The organism is Variovorax sp. Root411, assembly GCF_001425205.1.
GTDB lineage: Bacteria > Pseudomonadota > Gammaproteobacteria > Burkholderiales > Burkholderiaceae_C > Variovorax.
In genome coordinates this window covers 617200-635322 of sequence record NZ_LMDW01000001.1, presented here as the reverse complement: position 1 = coordinate 635322, position 18123 = coordinate 617200, and the positions used below count along the sequence as shown (strand labels likewise).

The following is an 18123-nucleotide window of genomic DNA, read 5'->3' as shown; positions in this document are numbered from 1 at the left end:
GCCGAAGCGGGGCCTTTTCATGATGCGAACCGAAAGAGATCAGGCCGCGACCGTGTCCGCCACACCCTTGTAGTCCTCGATCTTGTCGAAGTTCAGGTACTGGTAGATCTGCGCGCTGGACGCATCGAGCACGCCCGTGGCAGCCATGTATTCCTCGCGCGTCGGGATGCGGCCCAGGCGCGAGCAGATGGCGGCCAGTTCGGCCGAACCCAGGTACACGTTCGTGTTCTTGCCCAGGCGGTTCGGGAAGTTGCGGGTACTGGTCGACATCACCGTGGCGCCTTCGCGCACCTGCGCCTGGTTGCCCATGCACAGCGAGCAGCCCGGCATTTCGGTGCGGGCACCGGCATTGCCGAACACGCCATAGTGGCCTTCTTCGGTGAGCTGGTGTGCGTCCATCTTGGTGGGCGGCGCGATCCACAGCTTGACCGGAATGTCGCGCTTGCCTTCGAGCAGCTTCGACGCGGCGCGGAAGTGGCCGATGTTGGTCATACACGAACCGATGAACACTTCGTCGATCTGGGCTCCGGCCACGTCGCTGAGCGTCTTCACGTCGTCGGGGTCGTTCGGGCAGGCCACGATGGGTTCGTGGATCTCGGCGAGGTCGATCTCGATGACGGCGGCATATTCTGCGTCGGCGTCGCCTTTGAGCAGTTGCTGGTCGGCCAGCCACGCCTCTTGCGCGGCGATGCGGCGTTGCAGCGTGCGCGCGTCGGTATAGCCTTCGGCAATCATCCACTTCATCAGCGTGATGTTGCTGTTGATGTATTCGGCGATCGGCTCCTTGTTCAGGTGCACGGTGCAACCAGCGGCCGAGCGCTCGGCCGAAGCGTCGCTCAGCTCGAAGGCTTGCTCCACCTTCAGGTCGGGCAGGCCTTCGATTTCGAGGATGCGGCCCGAGAAGATGTTCTTCTTGCCCTGCTTGGCCACGGTCAGCAGACCGGCCTTGATGGCGTACAGCGGAATGGCGTTGACCAGGTCGCGCAACGTGACGCCGGGCTGCATCTTGCCCTTGAAGCGCACGAGCACCGACTCAGGCATGTCCAGCGGCATCACGCCGGTAGCAGCTGCGAAGGCCACGAGCCCCGAACCTGCAGGGAAGCTGATGCCGATGGGGAAGCGGGTGTGGCTGTCGCCGCCGGTGCCGACGGTGTCGGGCGTCAGCAGGCGGTTGAGCCAGGAATGGATCACGCCGTCGCCCGGCCGCAGCGACACGCCGCCGCGGTTGGCCATGAACTCGGGGAGTTCGTGGTGCATCTTGACGTCGACCTTCTTGGGGTATGCCGCCGTGTGGCAGAACGACTGCATCACGAGGTCGGCCGAGAAGCCCAGGCAAGCCAGGTCCTTCAGCTCGTCGCGCGTCATCGGGCCGGTGGTGTCCTGCGAGCCGACCGAGGTCATCTTGGGTTCGCAGTACGTGCCCGGGCGCACGCCCTGGCCTTCGGGCAGGCCGCAGGCGCGGCCGACCATCTTCTGCGCGAGCGAGAAGCCCTTCTTGGTGTCGACCGGGCTGGTCGGCAGGCGGAACAGCGTCGACACGGGCAGGCCCAGCGCCTCGCGTGCCTTGGTCGTCAGGCCGCGGCCGATGATCAGCGGAATGCGGCCGCCAGCGCGCACTTCGTCGAACAGTACGTCGCTCTTGACCTGGAATTCGGCGATGACCTTGCCGTCCTTCAGCGCCTTGCCTTCGTAGGGACGCAGCTCGACCACGTCGCCCATGTTCATCTGCGCCACGTCGAGCTCGATCGGCAGCGCGCCCGAGTCTTCCATCGTGTTGTAGAAGATGGGAGCGATCTTGCCGCCGAGGCAGACGCCGCCGAAACGCTTGTTAGGCACGAAGGGAATGTCTTCGCCGGTGAACCAGAGCACCGAGTTGGTGGCGCTCTTGCGCGACGAACCCGTGCCGACCACGTCGCCCGCGTAAGCCACGAGGTGGCCGCGCGCGCGCAGGTCTTCGATGAACTTCACCGGGCCGCGCTTGCCGTCTTCCTCGGGCACGATGCCGGGGCGCGCATTCTTGTGCATCGCGAGCGCGTGCATCGGAATGTCGGGACGGGTCGTCGCGTCGGGTGCGGGCGACAGGTCGTCGGTGTTGATTTCGCCAGCCACCTTGAAGATGCTGACGGTGATGCTCTTCGGCACTTCGGGACGGCTGGTGAACCACTCGGCGTCGGCCCAGCTCTGCAGCACGCCCTTGGCGTGCACATTGCCCTTGTCGGCCTTTTCCTTGACGTCGTGGAATTGGTCGAACATCAACAGGGTTTTCTTCAGGCCTTCGGCCGCCACGGCGCCGACTTCGGCGTCGTCGAGCAGGTCGATCATGGGGCTGATGTTGTAGCCGCCGAGCATGGTGCCGAGCAGTTCGGTTGCGCGAGCGCGCGAGATGAACTCGCTCTTCTCGGTGCCGTGGGCCACGGCGGCGAGATAGCTGGCCTTGACCTTGGCTGCATCGTCCACACCGGCGGGAACGCGATGGGTGAGCAGATCGAGCAGGAAGGCACCGTCCTTGGCATTCGCGCTCTTGAGGAGCTCGATGGCTTCAGAGGTCTGCTTCGCGCTCAAGGGCAGCGGCGGGATACCGAGCGCGGCGCGTTCGGCAACATGGTCAACGTAGGCTTGCAACATCTTCTTTTCTCCGGAAACTGGGCTGGCGGGCGTGCGACACGGCAAGCAAGAGCCGCGCCGCACGCCGTTTCGTTACTTACTTCTTGGCCCCGTCGGCGCCTTCGAAAAGGGCCTTCGGCGGGTTCTTCTTCATTTCTTCGGCAAACGCGACCTGGGCGGCCGTCTGGCATTCGTCGGCGATACGCAGGCCGGCCTTCTGGTTCATCAGCATCGACTTGTTGCCGAGCTGGAGCCACATGGCACCGGCGCGCGGGTCTTCGAGGCGGATGGCGCCGGTGCGGCTTTCGACCGGGTGCATGCGGTACTTCAGGCCCTTGGTGGTCACGGTGAAGAAGCCGGGCTTCTTCTCGTCGGGCGTGACGGTCACGTCGGCGCCGAGTTCACACTGGGCGCGGCCGGTCGACACGCGCTGGGCCACGGCCAGGTCGGCTTCGTTGAGCGCCACGTCGGTGTCGGTGTTGACGGGCGTGACTTCTTCCACTGCCTTGGCAGCGCGGCGGGTGACCTGCTTCTTGGGAGGCGTCTTCTTGGCCGTCGCCGACTTCGCGGCGGGCTTGGCTGCATCCTGGGCCATCGTGGCGATAGGGAGCGCCAGCGCGACAGCGGCAATCAGGGCAATTTTCTTCATGTGTGGGTTTCCTTGAGGCTGGATTCAGGGGTGGTTTCAGGAGGCCGCGAGCGCAAACCAGGCTTTCGCCTCGGGGGGCAACGCGCGCCCTGTTGCGTGGGCACGCGTCAAGACCTGCCAAAAGTGGCGGTAGCTCGCGCGGTCGTGCAATGTGCCATCAATTTGTGTCGGAGCCCAATCCGCGGCCGCGGCTTTTGCAATGATTTGTGAGGCGATCTGAATCTGCGCCTCGTCCGGCGCAAAGGCCTCGAGGATGGGGCGGATCTGGTTCGGGTGGATGCTCCACATGCGCGTGTAGCCGAATTCGTCGGCCGCCTTGCGCGCCGCCGTGCGCATGGCATCGGTGTTGTTGAATTCGGTCACCACGCAGTGCGACGGCACCTTGCCGTAGGCATGTGCGGCCGACGCGATGGCCAGCTTGGCGCGCACCACCAGCGGGTGGCTGAACTGCCCTGCCGCACCCATGCCGTCGGCGGGGATTGCGCCGGCATGCGCCGAGACGAAATCCATGAGGCCGAAACTCAGCGACTGCACGCGCGGATGGGCGGCAATCTCGAAGGCGTTGTGCACGGCGAGCGGCGATTCGATCAGCACGTGCAGCGGCAATGCATCGGCATCCGCCGCCTCGAGCGCTGCGACAGCTTGCAACACATCGGCCACCGATTCGACCTTCGGCACCATCAGGTGGCTCAGGCGCTCGGCGGCGCGGCCGGCAATGGTGACCACGTCACCGGCGAAGGCGGGATGGTCGACGGGGTGCACGCGCACGCCGACGCGCATGCCGGGTTTCGCGGCCAGCGCCAGTTCGGTAACGAGCGCGGCATGCTCGGCCTCGCCGCCCACGGGTGCGCCGTCTTCGCAATCGAGGGTAACGTCGAACACGCAGGCGCCGAACTCCTCGGCCATCTCGGCCTGGAGCGTGAGGCTCTTCTTCATGCGCGCCTCAACGCCGCTGTAGTGGTCGCACACGGGCAGCGTCACGGCGCCAGCCTGTGCACCCAGCAGCACTTCAGCGGGATGGGCGGTTTGGGTCATGCCTTGCTCTTTTGCGCCACGATGAACATGCGCGGAAAGGCGAGCAGCCGCCTGCCGTCGGCGCGGGCGGGATACGCCTCGTCCACGCGCCGCTGGTATTCGGCGAGATAGCTCGCCTGTAGGTCGGCCGGCAGGCGGTCGACGAAAGGCTTCAGGCCGGTGCTGCGCACCCATTCGACGATGGAAGCGGAATCGGCCATGCGGTGCTGGTAGATCGTGTGCCAGACATCGACGCTGGCGGCATGCGGCGCCAGCAGGTCGTAGTAGCCGCCAAGCGGCAACAGCATGGTGCGCAGCCTGTCGGCATCGCCGATGGGCTCGGCCCACGGCGCTTCGGCCGCCAGCGCGCGCATCAGGCGATGCGTGGGCTCCTGGCGGTTGTCGGGCATCTGGATGGCGAGCACGCCACCCGGGGCCAGCGCGTCGAACAGGCGCGGGATCAGCTTTTCGTGATCGGGCACCCATTGCAGGGATGCGTTGGCGTAAATGAGGTCGGGCGCTTGGCCTTGCGGCGCCCAGGTCGCGATGTCGCTCAACTCGAAGCTTGCCTGCGGCAGCCGCTCGCGCGCGCTGACCAGCATGGCTTCGGAGTTGTCGGTTCCGAGGACTTGCGCCTTCGGGAACCGCTGGACCAGCAGCTCGGTGGAATTGCCCGGCCCGCAACCGAGGTCGACCACGCGGTCGGCTTCGGACAGCGGCACCCGCGCCAGGAGTTCCTGTGCGGGGCGGGTGCGCTCGTCCTCGTAGCGACGGTAGAGCGCGGGGTTCCAGTCGAGCATGCTGCGGGAGTTGCTTACAGCAGGTGGGCGACGCCGGCGCGTTCGCCTTCGAGCTCTTCGAGCGTCTTGTTGATGCGCTCCTGGCTGAATGCGTCGATCTCGAGGCCTTCGACCAGCTTGTATTCACCGTTTTCGCAGGTGACCGGGAAGCCGAACATCACGTCCTTCGGAATGCCGTACTGGCCGTCCGACGGGATGCCCATCGTGACCCACTTGCCGTTGGTGCCCAGGGCCCAGTCACGCATGTGGTCGATGGCGGCGTTGGCGGCCGAGGCAGCCGACGACAGGCCGCGCGCTTCGATGATGGCGGCGCCGCGCTTGCCGACGGTGGGCAGGAAGGTGTTGGCGTTCCATTCCTGGTCGTTGATCATCTTGGCGACGCTTTGGCCGTTGATGGTGGCAAAGCGGTAGTCGGCGTACATCGTGGGCGAGTGGTTGCCCCAGACGGTGAGCTTCTCGATGTCGGCCACGGCCTTGCCGGTCTTGGCGGCGATCTGGCTGGCAGCGCGGTTGTGGTCCAGGCGCAGCATGGCGGTGAAGTTCTTGCGCGGCAGGTCCGGCGCGCTCTTCATGGCGATGTAGGCGTTGGTGTTGGCGGGGTTGCCGACCACCAGCACCTTGACGTTGCGGCTGGCGACAGCGTTCAGTGCCTTGCCTTGTGCGGTGAAGATGGCGCCGTTGACGGCCAGCAGTTCGGCACGTTCCATGCCGGGGCCGCGGGGACGCGAGCCGACGAGCAGTGCGTAGTCGGCATCCTTGAAGGCGGTCATCGGGTCGCCGTGGGCTTCCATGCCGGCCAGCAGCGGGAACGCGCAGTCGTCGAGTTCCATCATCACGCCCTTGAGCGCCTTCTGGGCCTTCTCGTCGGGGATTTCGAGCAACTGAAGAATGACCGGCTGGTCTTTGCCGAGCATTTCACCGGAGGCGATACGGAACAACAGGGCGTAACCGATTTGACCGGCGGCACCGGTGACGGCAACGCGGACGGGCTTTTTGCTCATGGGAAGACTCCAGAAGGTGATGAAAACGGTGTTGGCGCTCTCGTGGGGCGCCAGGGTCCTGCGGGATCGGAATACCTTCCCGCAGCGCGAGACCGGCCGCATTTTAAGCCGATTCGATGAACCTCATCTTATGTCTTATATAAGATATCCTCCTGGGGTCCGCCAAGGCGCACCCCACCGCTGCCATGAACACGCCCACCCCACTCGACGAGCCCCCGACGCCGTCCTTCAGTCCGCTCTACCAGCAGATCAAGACCCTGATCCTGCAGAGCCTGCAGGCGGGCGAGTGGAAACCGGGCGAGCCCATCCCGAGCGAGATGGAACTGGCCGTGCGCTTTCGCGTGAGCCAGGGCACGGTGCGCAAGGCCATCGACGAGCTCTCAGCCGAAAACCTGGTGGTGCGCCGCCAGGGCAAGGGCACCTTCGTTGCCACGCATGCCGAGCAGCATGTGCAGTACCGCTTCCTCAAGCTCGTGCCCGATGCCGGCGACCCGAACACCGAGGGTCCCGCGGTGCGCACCATCGTCGATTGCAAACGCCTGCGCGCATCGGCCGACGTGGCGCGCGCGCTCGGCCTGCGCACGGGCGACGCGGTGCTGCAGGTGCGGCGCGTGCTCGCCTACGGCGGCGTGCCGACCATCCTCGAAGACCTCTGGCTGCCCGGCACACCCTTCAAGGGACTCACCGCCGAGCGGCTGCGCGCATGGCCCGGCCCGATGTACGCGCTGTTCGAGACGGAGTTCGGCGTGCGCATGGTGCGTGCCGAAGAAAAGATCCGCGCCGTGCTGCCCGATGCCGAACAGGCCGCGCTGCTCGACATGACACCGCAGATGCCCCTGCTGAGCGTGGAGCGCGTGGCGCACACCTACCATGACATGCCGATGGAGCTTCGCCGCGGGCTCTATCGCACCGACACCCACCACTACAGAAACCAGTTGGGCTGACCCGATGCAGACGAAAGCCGGATACCGGTGCGCCAGCGTGCGCACACAACGCGTGCGAAGCGCTGCGAAGTCAAGAGCATCCGACTGCAACGGTGCACTGACTCGCACGCGTCCGCTGCCCGATGGTGCATTGCAATAGAATTTTGCGTTGTTTGCATTTCCGCAGAAGAAACAAAAGCGTTCGCTCTCAGAACAAGCCAACAAGTCACAAAGCCACGAAAGCAATCCCCCCAATGACAGAGCTTGCAACCCCTCCCCGGCCACCGCGTCGCGAATTCCGCAACATCAATGCCTTCACGGACCTCACGACCTATCGGCTGCCGCCGGCGGGCATCGTGTCGATCCTGCACCGCGTCAGCGGCGTGCTGATGTTCCTGCTGCTGCCGTTCATCATCTGGATGTTCGACACGTCGCTCTCGTCGGACTATTCGTTCGCCAGGTTCAAGGCCGCCTTCAACAGCGGCCTTGGCTTCGTTCCGGGATGGTTTATCAAGCTCGTCGCGCTCGCGCTCATCTGGGCCTACCTGCACCACTTCATCGCCGGCCTGCGCCATCTCTGGATGGACGTGAGCCACGCCGCGGTGACCAAGGAGTTCGGCCATACCTCGGCCGTCGTCACGCTGGCACTGAGCATCCTGCTCACTTTGGTGCTCGGCGCCAAGCTGTTCGGCCTGTACTGAGAAGGAGCCCACCATGTCTGTGAATTACGGCTCCAAGCGTATCGTCGTCGGCGCTCATTACGGTTTGCGCGACTGGCTCAGCCAGCGCATCACGGGCGGCCTGATGGCGCTCTTCACGATCATCCTGCTCGCACAGCTGATCTTCTCGCGCGGCCCCATCGGCTACGACCTGTGGGCCGGCATCTTCGCCGCGCAGTGGATGAAGGTGCTGACCTTCTCCGTGATCGCTGCCCTGCTCTATCACGTGTGGGTCGGCATGCGCGACGTGTGGATGGACTACGTCCAGCCCGTCGGCATTCGCCTCGCCCTGCAAATTTTCACCATCGTCTGGCTTGTCGGTTGTGCGGGTTGGGCCATTCAAGTGCTCTGGAAGATCTGACCTCACCATGACCTACACAAAAGAACAAATCACCAAGCGCAAGTTCGACGTCGTGATCGTCGGTGCCGGCGGCTCCGGCATGCGCGCCTCGCTGCAACTCGCACGCGCCGGCCTCAACGTGGCCGTGCTCTCGAAGGTGTTCCCCACGCGTTCGCACACTGTCGCTGCACAAGGCGGCGTGGGCGCATCGCTCGGCAACATGAGCGAGGACAACTGGCACTACCACTTCTACGACACGATCAAGGGCTCCGACTGGCTCGGCGACCAGGACGCGATCGAGTTCATGTGCCGCGAAGCCCCCAAGGTCGTGTACGAGCTCGAACACTTCGGCATGCCCTTCGACCGCAACCCCGACGGCACCATCTACCAGCGTCCTTTCGGCGGCCACACCGCCAACTACGGCGAGAAGCCCGTGCAGCGCGCTTGCGCCGCGGCCGACCGCACCGGCCACGCGATGCTGCACACGCTCTATCAAAAGAACGTCGAGGCCCGCACCCAGTTCTTCGTCGAATGGATGGCGCTCGACCTCATCCGTGACGACGAAGGCGACGTGGTCGGCGTGACCGCGCTCGAAATGGAAACCGGCGACCTGCACATCCTGCAGGCCAAGACCGTGCTGCTGGCCACCGGCGGCGCGGGCCGCATCTTCCAGGCCTCGACCAACGCCTTCATCAACACCGGCGACGGCCTCGGCATGGCGGCCCGCTCGGGCATCCCGCTGCAGGACATGGAGTTCTGGCAGTTCCACCCGACCGGCGTGGCTGGCGCGGGCGTGCTGCTGACCGAAGGCTGCCGCGGCGAAGGCGCGATTCTGCTGAACAGCAACGGTGAGCGCTTCATGGAGCGCTATGCGCCCACGCTGAAGGACCTGGCACCGCGCGACTTCGTCTCGCGCTCGATGGACCAGGAGATCAAGGAAGGCCGAGGCTGCGGTCCCAACAAGGACTACGTGCTGCTCAAGCTCGACCACCTGGGCGCCGACACGATCCACAAGCGCCTGCCCTCGGTGTACGAGATCGGCGTCAACTTCGCCAACGTCGACATCACCAAGGAACCGATTCCCGTGGTGCCGACCATCCACTACCAGATGGGCGGCATTCCGACCAACATCCACGGCCAGGTCGTCATCCAGAAGGGCGAAGAGAACAGCGCTGTGGTGAACGGCCTCTACGCCGTGGGCGAATGCTCTTGCGTGAGCGTGCACGGCGCGAACCGCCTGGGCACCAATTCCCTGCTCGACCTGCTGGTGTTCGGCCGCGCGGCCGGCAACCACATCGTCGAGTTCAACGACAAGCTCAAGGAACACAAGGACCTGCCGAAGGATGCGGCCGACCGCACGCTGGAGCGCCTGAACCGCCTGGAGTCGACCACCACCGGCGAATACGCCCAGGACGTGGCCGGCGAGATCCGCGCCGTCATGCAGCAGCATGCCGCCGTGTTCCGCAAGCAGGCCTCGATGGACGAAGGCGTGACCAAGATCGCCGCCGTGCGCGAGCGCGTCAAGGCCATCGGCCTGAAGGACAAGTCCAAGGTGTTCAACACCGCCCGCATCGAAGCGCTGGAAGTCGACAACCTGATCGAAGTGGCGCAGGCCACGATGGTCTCGGCCGCCGCCCGCCGCGAATGCCGCGGTGCCCACACCGTGGAAGACTACGAACGCCCGGCCGACGATCCGGTCGCGCCGCTCGGCCGCGACGACGCCAACTGGATGAAGCACACGCTCTGGTACAGCGCGGACAACCGCCTCTCGTACAAGCCGGTCAAGCTGCAGCCCCTGACGGTCGCATCGGTGCCCCCGAAGGTCCGGACATTCTAAAAATTAGGAACATACGATGAAGCGCACATTCCAGATCTACCGCTACGACCCGGACAAGGACGCCAAGCCCTACATGCAGACGATCGAGATCGAACTCGACGGCCATGAGCGCATGCTGCTCGACGCCCTGATGAAGCTCAAGGCGCAAGATCCCACGCTGTCGTTCCGCCGCTCGTGCCGCGAAGGCGTCTGCGGTTCCGATGCGATGAACATCAACGGCAAGAACGGTCTGGCCTGCCTGACCAACATGAACACGCTCAAGGGCACCGTGGTGCTCAAGCCGCTGCCGGGCCTGCCCGTCATCCGCGACCTGATCGTGGACATGACGCAGTTCTTCAAGCAGTACAACTCGATCAAGCCGTACCTCCAGAACGACAGCGTGCCGCCCGAGAAGGAGCGCCTGCAGTCGCCCGAGGAGCGCGACGAGCTCAACGGCCTGTACGAGTGCATCCTGTGCGCGAGCTGCTCCACGAGTTGCCCGAGCTTCTGGTGGAACCCCGACAAGTTCGTGGGCCCGGCCGGCCTGCTGCAGGCCTACCGCTTCATCGCCGACAGCCGCGACGAAGCCACCGCCGAGCGCCTGGACAACCTGGAAGATCCGTACCGCCTGTTCCGCTGCCACACGATCATGAACTGCGTGGACGTGTGCCCGAAGAGCCTGAACCCGACCAAGGCCATCGGCAAGATCAAGGAACTGATGGTGCGCCGCGCCATCTGAACTTTTCGCCAAAGAAGCCCACCATGCCAACCGCCGCCGCCCCCGAAGAACTGCTCAGCGAACGCGCGCTGAGCAAGCTCAAGTGGCGCTGCCGGCGCGGCCTGCTCGAGAACGACCTGTTCATCGCCCGCTTCTTCGAGCGGCACGAATCCCGCATGACCGTCGGTCAGGCGGGAGCGATGGAGACATTGATGGACCTGTCGGACAACGATCTCCTCGACCTCCTTCTGCGCAGAAAGGAGCCCGAGCCCGAATGGGCCGGGGCCGAGGTGGTCGCATTGCTGCAGCTGATGCGCACCGACGGCGCGCAGCGCCCCGCAATCTCTCCTTCGTCCTGAATCCACCTCTGAAAGTAAACCGAAATGAAAGCATCCGATACCAAGGCCACGCTGTCGTTCAGCAACGGCGGCGACAGCGTCGAGCTACCGATCTACAAGGGCACCGTCGGTCCCGACGTGATCGATATCCGCAAGCTGTATGCACAGACCGGCATGTTCACCTATGACCCGGGCTTCATGTCGACGGCGGCTTGCCAATCGGCCATCACCTACATCGACGGCGACAAGGGCGAACTGCTGTACCGCGGCTACCCCATCGAGCAACTCGCGACCAACTGCGACTTCCTCGAGACCTGCCACCTGCTGCTGTACGGCGAACTGCCGGACGCCGCCAAGAAGGCCAGCTTCACCAAGGTCGTGACCAACCACACGATGGTGAACGAGCAGATGCAGTTCTTCCTGCGCGGCTTCCGCCGCGATGCGCACCCGATGGCCATCATGACCGGCCTCGTGGGTGCGCTGTCGGCCTTCTATCACGACAGCACGGACATCAACAATCCCGAGCACCGCGAGATCGCCGCGATCCGCCTGATCGCGAAGATGCCCACGCTCGTGGCCATGGCCTACAAGTACACCGTCGGCCAGCCCTACATGTACCCGAAGAACGACCTGAGCTATGCGGGCAACTTCCTGCACATGATGTTCGCCACGCCGTGCGAGGAGTACAAGGTGAACCCGGTGCTCGAGCGCGCGCTCGACCGCATCTTCATCCTGCACGCAGACCACGAGCAGAACGCCTCGACCTCGACCGTGCGCCTGTGCGGCTCGTCGGGCACCAACCCCTTCGCGGCCATTGCGGCCGGCGTGGCCTGCCTCTGGGGCCCTGCCCACGGCGGCGCCAACGAAGCGGCGCTCAACATGCTCTACGACATCCAGAAGGAAGGTGGCGTGGAGAAGATCGGCGAGTTCATCAAGAAGGTCAAGGACAAGAACTCGAACGTCAAGCTCATGGGCTTTGGCCACCGCGTGTACAAAAACTACGACCCGCGCGCCAAGCTGATGCAGGAAACCTGCAACGAAGTGCTGACCGAGCTGGGCCTGGAACAGGACCCACTGTTCAAGCTCGCCAAGGAACTCGAGAAGATTGCGCTGGAAGACGAGTACTTCGTGTCGCGCAAGCTCTACCCGAACGTCGACTTCTATTCGGGCATCGTGCAGCGCGCCATCGGCATCCCGGTGCCGCTGTTCACCGCGATCTTCGCACTGGCCCGCACGGTCGGCTGGATCGCCCAGCTGAACGAAATGATCGGCGACCCCGAGTACAAGATCGGCCGCCCGCGCCAGCTGTTCGAAGGCTCGCCCAAGCGCGACGTGCAGCCCATCGGCAAGCGCTGATCGCGCTGCTTGCGCTCAAGACAGAAAGCTGCCCTCGGGCAGCTTTTTTGCGTCTTGGCTGACATCCGGCACCGGGAAGTCGGCGATAGCCTGCAACGCACTTAGTCGAAGGAGTTTCATCATGAAGTCGCTCGTCGCATTGTTCGCTGTCGCATTTACGCTTGCCGTGCCACTGTCGGGTTGCAACACTTGGAGAGGAGCCGGCCAGGACGTGCAGAAGGCAGGGGAAAAAATGGAGAACACGCCCAAGAAGAACCAGTGAGGCCTCCTTCGCTCATCGCGCGACGACAGTGATGTCATCGCGCATCGCGATGACCAGGACCTGAAAACAAGGGGAAAATACGGGCTTCCATCTCCATATGAGATGCCAGAACCCGTATGACCTCTTCCGAACGCAACTTCGCCCGGCGCATCGACCTCACGTCGCTGCAGCTTTTCGTGGCCGTTTGCGAACTCGGCAGCATCGGGCGGGCGGCGGAACGCGAATTCATTGCCGCTTCGGCCATCAGCAAGCGGCTGTCGGATCTGGAAGCCACCCTCGGCACCACCCTGCTCTACCGCCACGCGCGCGGTGTCGATCTTTCCCCCGCGGGCGAGAGCCTGCTGCACCATGCGCGCTCGGTGCTCTACAGCCTCGAGAAAATGCAGGGCGAACTCAGCGAATACGCCGAGGGCGTGCGCGGCCATGTGCGCGTGCATGCCAACATCTCGGCGATCGTGCAATTCCTGCCCGAGGATCTCGGCGCCTTCACGCGCGAGCACGACGCGATCAAGATCGACCTCGAAGAGCATCTGAGCAACGAAGTGGTGCGCGCGGTCCAGGAAGGCGCGGCCGATCTCGGCATCTGCCACATTCCCGAAGGCACCCACGAACTGCAGACGCTGCCCTACCGCGACGACCGGCTCGTGCTGATCGTGCCGGCCGGGCACCCGCTGGCCACGCAGGAGCCGATCGACTTCTCCGCTTCGCTGGACTTCGACCATGTCGGCCTGCACACGAACAGCTCGATCTACGTGGCCATGCACCAGGCCGCGCTCGAGGCGGGCCGCAGCGTCAAGCTGCGCATCCACGTGACCGGCCTCGACGCCATGTGCCGCATGATCGACAACGGGCTGGGCATCGGCGTGATGCCGCAGCGCGCATTCGAACTGCTGCAGGCTGGCATCGGCAGCCGCCTGCGCAGCGTGGCGCTGAACGACGCCTGGTCCAGGCGCGAGATCCGGCTGGTGGCACGCGACTTCTCCACCTTGCCGGTGGCCGCGCGCACATTGGTCAACCATCTGCGCACGTCGGCGGGCGCCCCCAATGCAGCCGAACCGCTCGCCGCATAGAACACAAGACAATTCACCTCCCCACGAAAGACAGAAGAGACCGACATGGCACGCACGCTCTACGACAAGATCTGGGACGAACACGTCGTCCACACCGAGGAAGACGGCACCGCGATCCTCTACATCGACCGCCACCTGGTGCATGAAGTGACCAGCCCGCAGGCCTTCGAAGGCCTGCGCGAAGCCGGCCGCAAGCTGTGGCGCATCAGCTCGGTCGTGGCCACGGCCGACCACAACACGCCGACCACCGGCTGGGAGCGCGGCTACGAAGGCATTGCCGATCCGACCAGCAAGGAACAGGTCACGACGCTGGACCACAACATCGCCGAGTTCGGCGCGGCCGCGTTCTTTCCGTTCCTGAGCAGGCGCCAGGGCATCGTGCACGTGATCGGCCCCGAGTCGGGCGCGACGCTGCCGGGCATGACCGTGGTCTGTGGTGACTCGCACACCTCCACGCACGGCGCGTTCGGCGCGCTGGCACACGGCATCGGCACCAGCGAGGTCGAGCACGTGATGGCCACGCAGACGCTGCTCGGCAAGAAGGCGAAGAACATGCTCGTGAAGGTCGAGGGCAAGCTGCCTTTGGGCTGCACGGCCAAGGACATCGTGCTGGCCATCATCGGCAGGATCGGCACTGCCGGCGGCACGGGCTACACCATCGAATTCGCGGGCTCTGCCATTCGCGACCTGAGCATGGAAGGCCGCATGACTGTCTGCAACATGGCCATCGAGGCCGGCGCGCGCGCCGGGCTGGTGGCGGTCGACGAGAAGACCATCGCCTACGTGAAGGGCCGCCCGCTCGCACCCGCGGGCGTGGAGTGGGACCAGGCCGTGGCCTACTGGCGCACGCTGCAGTCCGACCCGGGCGCGAAGTTCGATGCCGTGGTCGAGCTCGACGCCACGCAAATTTCGCCCCAAGTAACCTGGGGCACCTCGCCCGAAATGGTGGTCGACATCAACGGCCGCGTGCCCGATCCCGACAAGGAAAAAGACGCCAGCAAGCGCGGCGCCATCGAGCGCGCGCTGGTCTACATGGGTCTGGAGCCGAACAAGGCGATGAACGACATCTTCATCGACAAGGTGTTCATCGGCTCGTGCACCAACAGCCGCATCGAGGACATGCGCGAAGCCGCGGCCGTGGTGAAGAAGCTCGGCCAGAAGGTCGCGAAGAACGTGAAGCTCGCGCTGGTCGTGCCCGGCTCGGGCGTGGTGAAGGAACAAGCCGAGCGCGAAGGCCTCGACCTGATCTTCAAGGCGGCGGGCTTCGAATGGCGCGAGCCCGGCTGCTCGATGTGCCTGGCGATGAACGCCGACCGCCTGGAACCCGGCGAGCGCTGCGCATCGACCTCGAACCGCAACTTCGAAGGCCGCCAGGGCGCGGGTGGTCGCACCCACCTCGTGAGCCCCGCCATGGCCGCCGCCGCCGCGGTGCACGGCCACTTCGTCGACGTCCGTACGTTCGCCTGAACCCACAAGAGATTCACATGCAGAAATTCACCGTGCACAAGGGCCTCGTGGCCCCCATGGACCGCGAGAACGTCGACACCGACGCGATCATTCCGAAGCAGTTCCTCAAATCGATCAAGAAGACCGGTTTCGGCGTGAACCTGTTCGATGAGTGGCGCTACCTCGACGCCGGCTTTCCGGGCCAGGACCCGGCCAGCCGCAAGCCGAACCCCGACTTCGTGCTGAACCAGCCGCGCTACGCGGGCGCTTCGGTGCTGCTGGCGCGCAAGAACTTCGGCTGCGGCTCGTCGCGCGAGCACGCACCCTGGGCGCTCGACCAGTTCGGCTTCCGCGCGATCATCGCGCCGAGCTACGCCGACATCTTCTTCAACAACAGCTTCAAGAACGGCCTGCTGCCGATCGTGCTGCCCGAAGCGCAGGTCTCGCAGTTGTTCGACGAGGCCTTCGCCTTCCCGGGTTATTCGCTGACCATCGACCTGGAGCGCCAGGTGGTCGTGAAGCCGGACGGCGGCGAGTTCGCGTTCGACGTGCAGGCCTTCCGCAAGTACTGCCTGATCAACGGACTGGACGACATCGGCCTGACGCTGCGCCACAAGGACAAGATCAAGGCCTTCGAGGCCGAGCGCCTGGCGCAGAAGCCTTGGCTCGCGCATACGATGATTTCCTGAACGTCCGCATTTCCGTATTCAAACCTCAGATCAACTTATGAAAATCGCAGTTCTCCCAGGTGACGGCATCGGCACCGAAATCGTGGCGGAAGCCGTCAAGGTGCTCAATGTGCTCGACCTGAAGTTCGAGATGGAGCCGGCGCTGGTCGGCGGCGCGGCCTACGAGGCGCACGGCCATCCGCTGCCCGATTCGACGCTCAAGCTCGCGAAGGAATCCGACGCGGTGCTGTTCGGCGCGGTCGGCGACTGGAAGTACGACAAGCTCGACCGCCCGCTGCGCCCCGAGCAGGCCATCCTGGGGCTGCGCAAGAACCTGGGGCTGTTCGCGAACTTCCGCCCGGCCATCTGCTACGAGCAGCTGGTGGGCGCCTCGAGCCTGAAGCCCGAGCTGATCGCGGGCCTGGACATCCTGATCATTCGCGAGCTGACCGGCGACATCTACTTCGGCCAGCCGCGCGGCCGCCGCACCGCCGTTGACGGTCATTTCCCGGGTGCCGAAGAGGCCTTCGACACGATGCGCTACTCGCGCCCCGAGATCGAGCGGATCGCCCGCGTCGCCTTCGAGGCCGCCCGCAAGCGCAGCAAGCGCGTGACCAGCGTGGACAAGGCCAATGTGCTCGAGACCTTCCAGTTCTGGAAAGACGTCGTCACGGAGGTGCACAAGGACTATCCGGACGTCGAGCTCGACCACATGTACGTCGACAACGCGGCCATGCAGCTCGTGAAGGCGCCCAAGAAATTCGACGTGGTCGTCACCGGCAACATGTTCGGCGACATCCTCTCGGACGAGGCCGCGATGCTCACCGGCTCCATTGGCATGCTGCCCTCGGCATCGCTCAATTCGAGCAACCAGGGCCTGTACGAGCCCAGCCACGGCAGCGCGCCGGACATTGCCGGCAAAGGGGTTGCCAATCCTTTGGCTACAATCCTGTCTGCTGCCATGATGCTTCGCTTTTCACTCAACCAGCCCGAAGCTGCCGACCGTATCGAGTCGGCGGTCAAGGACGTGCTCGCTTCAGGGCTGCGCACGGGCGACATCTGGTCAGAAGGTACGAAGCGCGTCGGCACCCGCGAAATGGGCGACGCGGTCATTGCAGCAATCACCAAAAAGACGATTACCGGCTAACCGCAGCCCGCTTCGTCACGCCCCTCCCCGGCTCGACGAGTCGGGGGCAAAAAAGACAACTTCTTTCTTTTTCACAAGGGCAAACTGAAATGGCGAACGCATCCAATCAACCTCTGGTCGGCCTCGTTGGCTGGCGCGGCATGGTCGGCTCGGTCCTGATGGACCGCATGCAGGCCGAAGGCGACTTCGGCCTCATCGAGCCGGTCTTCTTCTCGACCTCCAACGCTGGCGGCAAGGCTCCGGCCATGGCCAGGAACGAAACCGCGCTGAAGGATGCGAACGACATCGAGGCACTGAAGAAGTGCGACATCGTCATCACCTGCCAGGGCGGCGACTACACCAGCGAGGTGTTCCCCAAGCTGCGCGCCGCTGGCTGGGCGGGGCACTGGATCGACGCCGCCTCCACCCTGCGCATGCAGGACGACGCGATCATCGTGCTCGACCCCGTCAACCTGCCGGTGATCCAGAACGCGCTCGCCAACGGCGGCAAGAACTGGATTGGCGGCAACTGCACCGTGAGCTGCATGCTCATGGGCGTGGGCGCCCTCTACAAGGCCGGCCTGGTCGAGTGGATGACCAGCATGACCTACCAGGCAGCCTCTGGCGGCGGCGCGCAGCACATGCGCGAGCTGCTGACCCAGTTCGGCACCCTGAACGCCGAAGTGCGCGCGCTGCTGGACGATCCGAAGTCGGCCATCCTCGAAATCGACCGCAAGGTGCTGCACAAGCAGCAGAACCTGAGCGCCGCTGAGACGGCCAATTTCGGCGCGCCGCTGGGCGGCTCGCTGATCCCCTGGATCGACAAGGACCTGGGCGACGGCATGTCCAAGGAGGAGTGGAAGGCCGGCGCTGAAACCAACAAGATCCTGGGCCAGGGCGCGGGCTTCGGCACCGCCGCCGTGCCGGTCGATGGCTTCTGCGTGCGCGTCGGCGCGATGCGCTGCCACAGCCAGGCGCTGACCTTCAAGCTCAAGAAGGACGTGCCCCTGGCCGACATCGAAGCGATGATCGCCGCCGACAACCCCTGGGCGAAGGTCGTGCCGAACACGCGTGAAGCCACCGTGAAGGACCTCACTCCGGTGGCCGTGACGGGCACCATGAACATCCCGGTCGGCCGCATCCGCAAGCTGGCGATGGGCCCAGAGTACGTCGGCGCCTTCACCATCGGCGACCAGCTGCTGTGGGGTGCCGCGGAACCGCTGCGCCGCATGCTGCGCATCCTGCTCGAAACCTGATGCGGGCAGCTCAGGGC

Annotated in this window: 18 protein-coding genes; 13 read left to right on the top strand and 5 right to left on the bottom strand. The window is 64.8% G+C overall.

Annotated elements, in window-relative coordinates; genetic code table 11:
- Positions 1-39: 39 nt before the first annotated feature.
- The 5 genes from ASC92_RS02845 to ASC92_RS02825 all read right to left on the bottom strand — a co-directional run bounded on the left by ASC92_RS02845 (position 40) and on the right by ASC92_RS02825 (position 6068).
- Positions 40-2625: a bifunctional aconitate hydratase 2/2-methylisocitrate dehydratase gene (locus ASC92_RS02845; protein WP_056510102.1), complete on the bottom strand. Its 2586-nt coding sequence runs from the start codon at positions 2623-2625 to the stop codon at positions 40-42.
- A 76-nt stretch (positions 2626-2701) separates the two neighbouring features.
- Positions 2702-3253, bottom strand: a complete 552-nt coding sequence (locus ASC92_RS02840) for a hypothetical protein (protein ID WP_056510100.1) — start codon at positions 3251-3253, stop codon at positions 2702-2704.
- A gap of 36 nt (positions 3254-3289) precedes the next feature.
- On the bottom strand, positions 3290-4288 hold the full coding sequence (locus tag ASC92_RS02835; RefSeq protein ID WP_056510098.1) for an HpcH/HpaI aldolase/citrate lyase family protein: 999 nt from the start codon (positions 4286-4288) through the stop codon (positions 3290-3292).
- Positions 4285-5067 carry a trans-aconitate 2-methyltransferase gene (gene tam / locus ASC92_RS02830; protein ID WP_056510095.1) on the bottom strand — a complete coding sequence of 261 codons (783 nt, stop codon included), beginning with the start codon at positions 5065-5067 and terminating at the stop codon, positions 4285-4287. The genes ASC92_RS02835 and tam overlap by 4 nt, the downstream gene beginning before the upstream one ends.
- Before the next feature lie 14 nt (positions 5068-5081).
- Entirely contained in the window at positions 5082-6068 is a 987-nt protein-coding gene (locus ASC92_RS02825; RefSeq protein WP_056510093.1) for a malate dehydrogenase, read from the bottom strand.
- Between the two features lie 185 nt (positions 6069-6253).
- Here ASC92_RS02825 and ASC92_RS02820 point away from each other — a divergent pair, with 185 nt between their 5' ends.
- The 13 genes from ASC92_RS02820 to asd all read left to right on the top strand — a co-directional run bounded on the left by ASC92_RS02820 (position 6254) and on the right by asd (position 18106).
- Positions 6254-7012: a GntR family transcriptional regulator gene (locus ASC92_RS02820; RefSeq protein WP_056510090.1), complete on the top strand. Its 759-nt coding sequence runs from the start codon at positions 6254-6256 to the stop codon at positions 7010-7012.
- 233 nt (positions 7013-7245) lie between these two features.
- A complete protein-coding gene (gene sdhC / locus ASC92_RS02815; RefSeq protein ID WP_056510088.1) occupies positions 7246-7692 on the top strand; it encodes a succinate dehydrogenase, cytochrome b556 subunit in 447 nt (148 codons plus the stop codon).
- Positions 7693-7705: 13 nt separating this feature from the next.
- Entirely contained in the window at positions 7706-8071 is a 366-nt protein-coding gene (gene sdhD, locus ASC92_RS02810) for a succinate dehydrogenase, hydrophobic membrane anchor protein (protein WP_007830510.1), read from the top strand.
- 7 nt (positions 8072-8078) lie between these two features.
- Entirely contained in the window at positions 8079-9887 is a 1809-nt protein-coding gene (gene sdhA / locus ASC92_RS02805) for a succinate dehydrogenase flavoprotein subunit (RefSeq protein ID WP_056510086.1), read from the top strand.
- 16 nt (positions 9888-9903) lie between these two features.
- A complete protein-coding gene (locus ASC92_RS02800) occupies positions 9904-10605 on the top strand; it encodes a succinate dehydrogenase iron-sulfur subunit (protein ID WP_056510083.1) in 702 nt (233 codons plus the stop codon).
- A 23-nt stretch (positions 10606-10628) separates the two neighbouring features.
- Entirely contained in the window at positions 10629-10943 is a 315-nt protein-coding gene (locus ASC92_RS02795) for a succinate dehydrogenase assembly factor 2 (RefSeq protein WP_056510082.1), read from the top strand.
- A gap of 24 nt (positions 10944-10967) precedes the next feature.
- Positions 10968-12278, top strand: a complete 1311-nt coding sequence (gene gltA / locus ASC92_RS02790; protein ID WP_056510080.1) for a citrate synthase — start codon at positions 10968-10970, stop codon at positions 12276-12278.
- Between the two features lie 121 nt (positions 12279-12399).
- A complete protein-coding gene (locus ASC92_RS02785) occupies positions 12400-12540 on the top strand; it encodes an entericidin A/B family lipoprotein (RefSeq protein ID WP_056510077.1) in 141 nt (46 codons plus the stop codon).
- Between the two features lie 116 nt (positions 12541-12656).
- Positions 12657-13610: a LysR substrate-binding domain-containing protein gene (locus tag ASC92_RS02780; RefSeq protein WP_056510076.1), complete on the top strand. Its 954-nt coding sequence runs from the start codon at positions 12657-12659 to the stop codon at positions 13608-13610.
- Positions 13611-13655: 45 nt separating this feature from the next.
- Positions 13656-15077 (top strand): 3-isopropylmalate dehydratase large subunit, encoded by a 1422-nt coding sequence (leuC, locus tag ASC92_RS02775; protein ID WP_056510074.1) that lies wholly within the window; start codon positions 13656-13658, stop codon positions 15075-15077.
- Positions 15078-15094: 17 nt separating this feature from the next.
- A complete protein-coding gene (leuD, locus tag ASC92_RS02770) occupies positions 15095-15745 on the top strand; it encodes a 3-isopropylmalate dehydratase small subunit (protein WP_056510071.1) in 651 nt (216 codons plus the stop codon).
- 37 nt (positions 15746-15782) lie between these two features.
- Positions 15783-16871 (top strand): 3-isopropylmalate dehydrogenase, encoded by a 1089-nt coding sequence (gene leuB / locus ASC92_RS02765; RefSeq protein ID WP_056510068.1) that lies wholly within the window; start codon positions 15783-15785, stop codon positions 16869-16871.
- Positions 16872-16960: 89 nt separating this feature from the next.
- Positions 16961-18106, top strand: a complete 1146-nt coding sequence (gene asd, locus ASC92_RS02760) for an aspartate-semialdehyde dehydrogenase (protein WP_056510067.1) — start codon at positions 16961-16963, stop codon at positions 18104-18106.
- Positions 18107-18123: the final 17 nt, after the last annotated feature.

Bases quoted from the DNA above. Each gene is read 5' to 3' on its own strand.
- gltA (WP_056510080.1), top strand. From the start codon at position 10,968: ATGAAAGCATCCGATACCAAGGCCACGCTGTCGTTCAGCAACGGCGGC.
- sdhA (WP_056510086.1), top strand. From the start codon at position 8,079: ATGACCTACACAAAAGAACAAATCACCAAGCGCAAGTTCGACGTCGTG.
- sdhD (WP_007830510.1), top strand. From the start codon at position 7,706: ATGTCTGTGAATTACGGCTCCAAGCGTATCGTCGTCGGCGCTCATTAC.
- ASC92_RS02825 (WP_056510093.1), bottom strand. From the start codon at position 6,068: ATGAGCAAAAAGCCCGTCCGCGTTGCCGTCACCGGTGCCGCCGGTCAA.
- ASC92_RS02785 (WP_056510077.1), top strand. From the start codon at position 12,400: ATGAAGTCGCTCGTCGCATTGTTCGCTGTCGCATTTACGCTTGCCGTG.
- leuD (WP_056510071.1), top strand. From the start codon at position 15,095: ATGCAGAAATTCACCGTGCACAAGGGCCTCGTGGCCCCCATGGACCGC.
- ASC92_RS02845 (WP_056510102.1), bottom strand. From the start codon at position 2,625: ATGTTGCAAGCCTACGTTGACCATGTTGCCGAACGCGCCGCGCTCGGT.
- tam (WP_056510095.1), bottom strand. From the start codon at position 5,067: ATGCTCGACTGGAACCCCGCGCTCTACCGTCGCTACGAGGACGAGCGC.
- ASC92_RS02795 (WP_056510082.1), top strand. From the start codon at position 10,629: ATGCCAACCGCCGCCGCCCCCGAAGAACTGCTCAGCGAACGCGCGCTG.
- ASC92_RS02800 (WP_056510083.1), top strand. From the start codon at position 9,904: ATGAAGCGCACATTCCAGATCTACCGCTACGACCCGGACAAGGACGCC.
- ASC92_RS02840 (WP_056510100.1), bottom strand. From the start codon at position 3,253: ATGAAGAAAATTGCCCTGATTGCCGCTGTCGCGCTGGCGCTCCCTATC.
- ASC92_RS02835 (WP_056510098.1), bottom strand. From the start codon at position 4,288: ATGACCCAAACCGCCCATCCCGCTGAAGTGCTGCTGGGTGCACAGGCT.
- leuB (WP_056510068.1), top strand. From the start codon at position 15,783: ATGAAAATCGCAGTTCTCCCAGGTGACGGCATCGGCACCGAAATCGTG.
- ASC92_RS02820 (WP_056510090.1), top strand. From the start codon at position 6,254: ATGAACACGCCCACCCCACTCGACGAGCCCCCGACGCCGTCCTTCAGT.
- ASC92_RS02780 (WP_056510076.1), top strand. From the start codon at position 12,657: ATGACCTCTTCCGAACGCAACTTCGCCCGGCGCATCGACCTCACGTCG.
- asd (WP_056510067.1), top strand. From the start codon at position 16,961: ATGGCGAACGCATCCAATCAACCTCTGGTCGGCCTCGTTGGCTGGCGC.
- sdhC (WP_056510088.1), top strand. From the start codon at position 7,246: ATGACAGAGCTTGCAACCCCTCCCCGGCCACCGCGTCGCGAATTCCGC.
- leuC (WP_056510074.1), top strand. From the start codon at position 13,656: ATGGCACGCACGCTCTACGACAAGATCTGGGACGAACACGTCGTCCAC.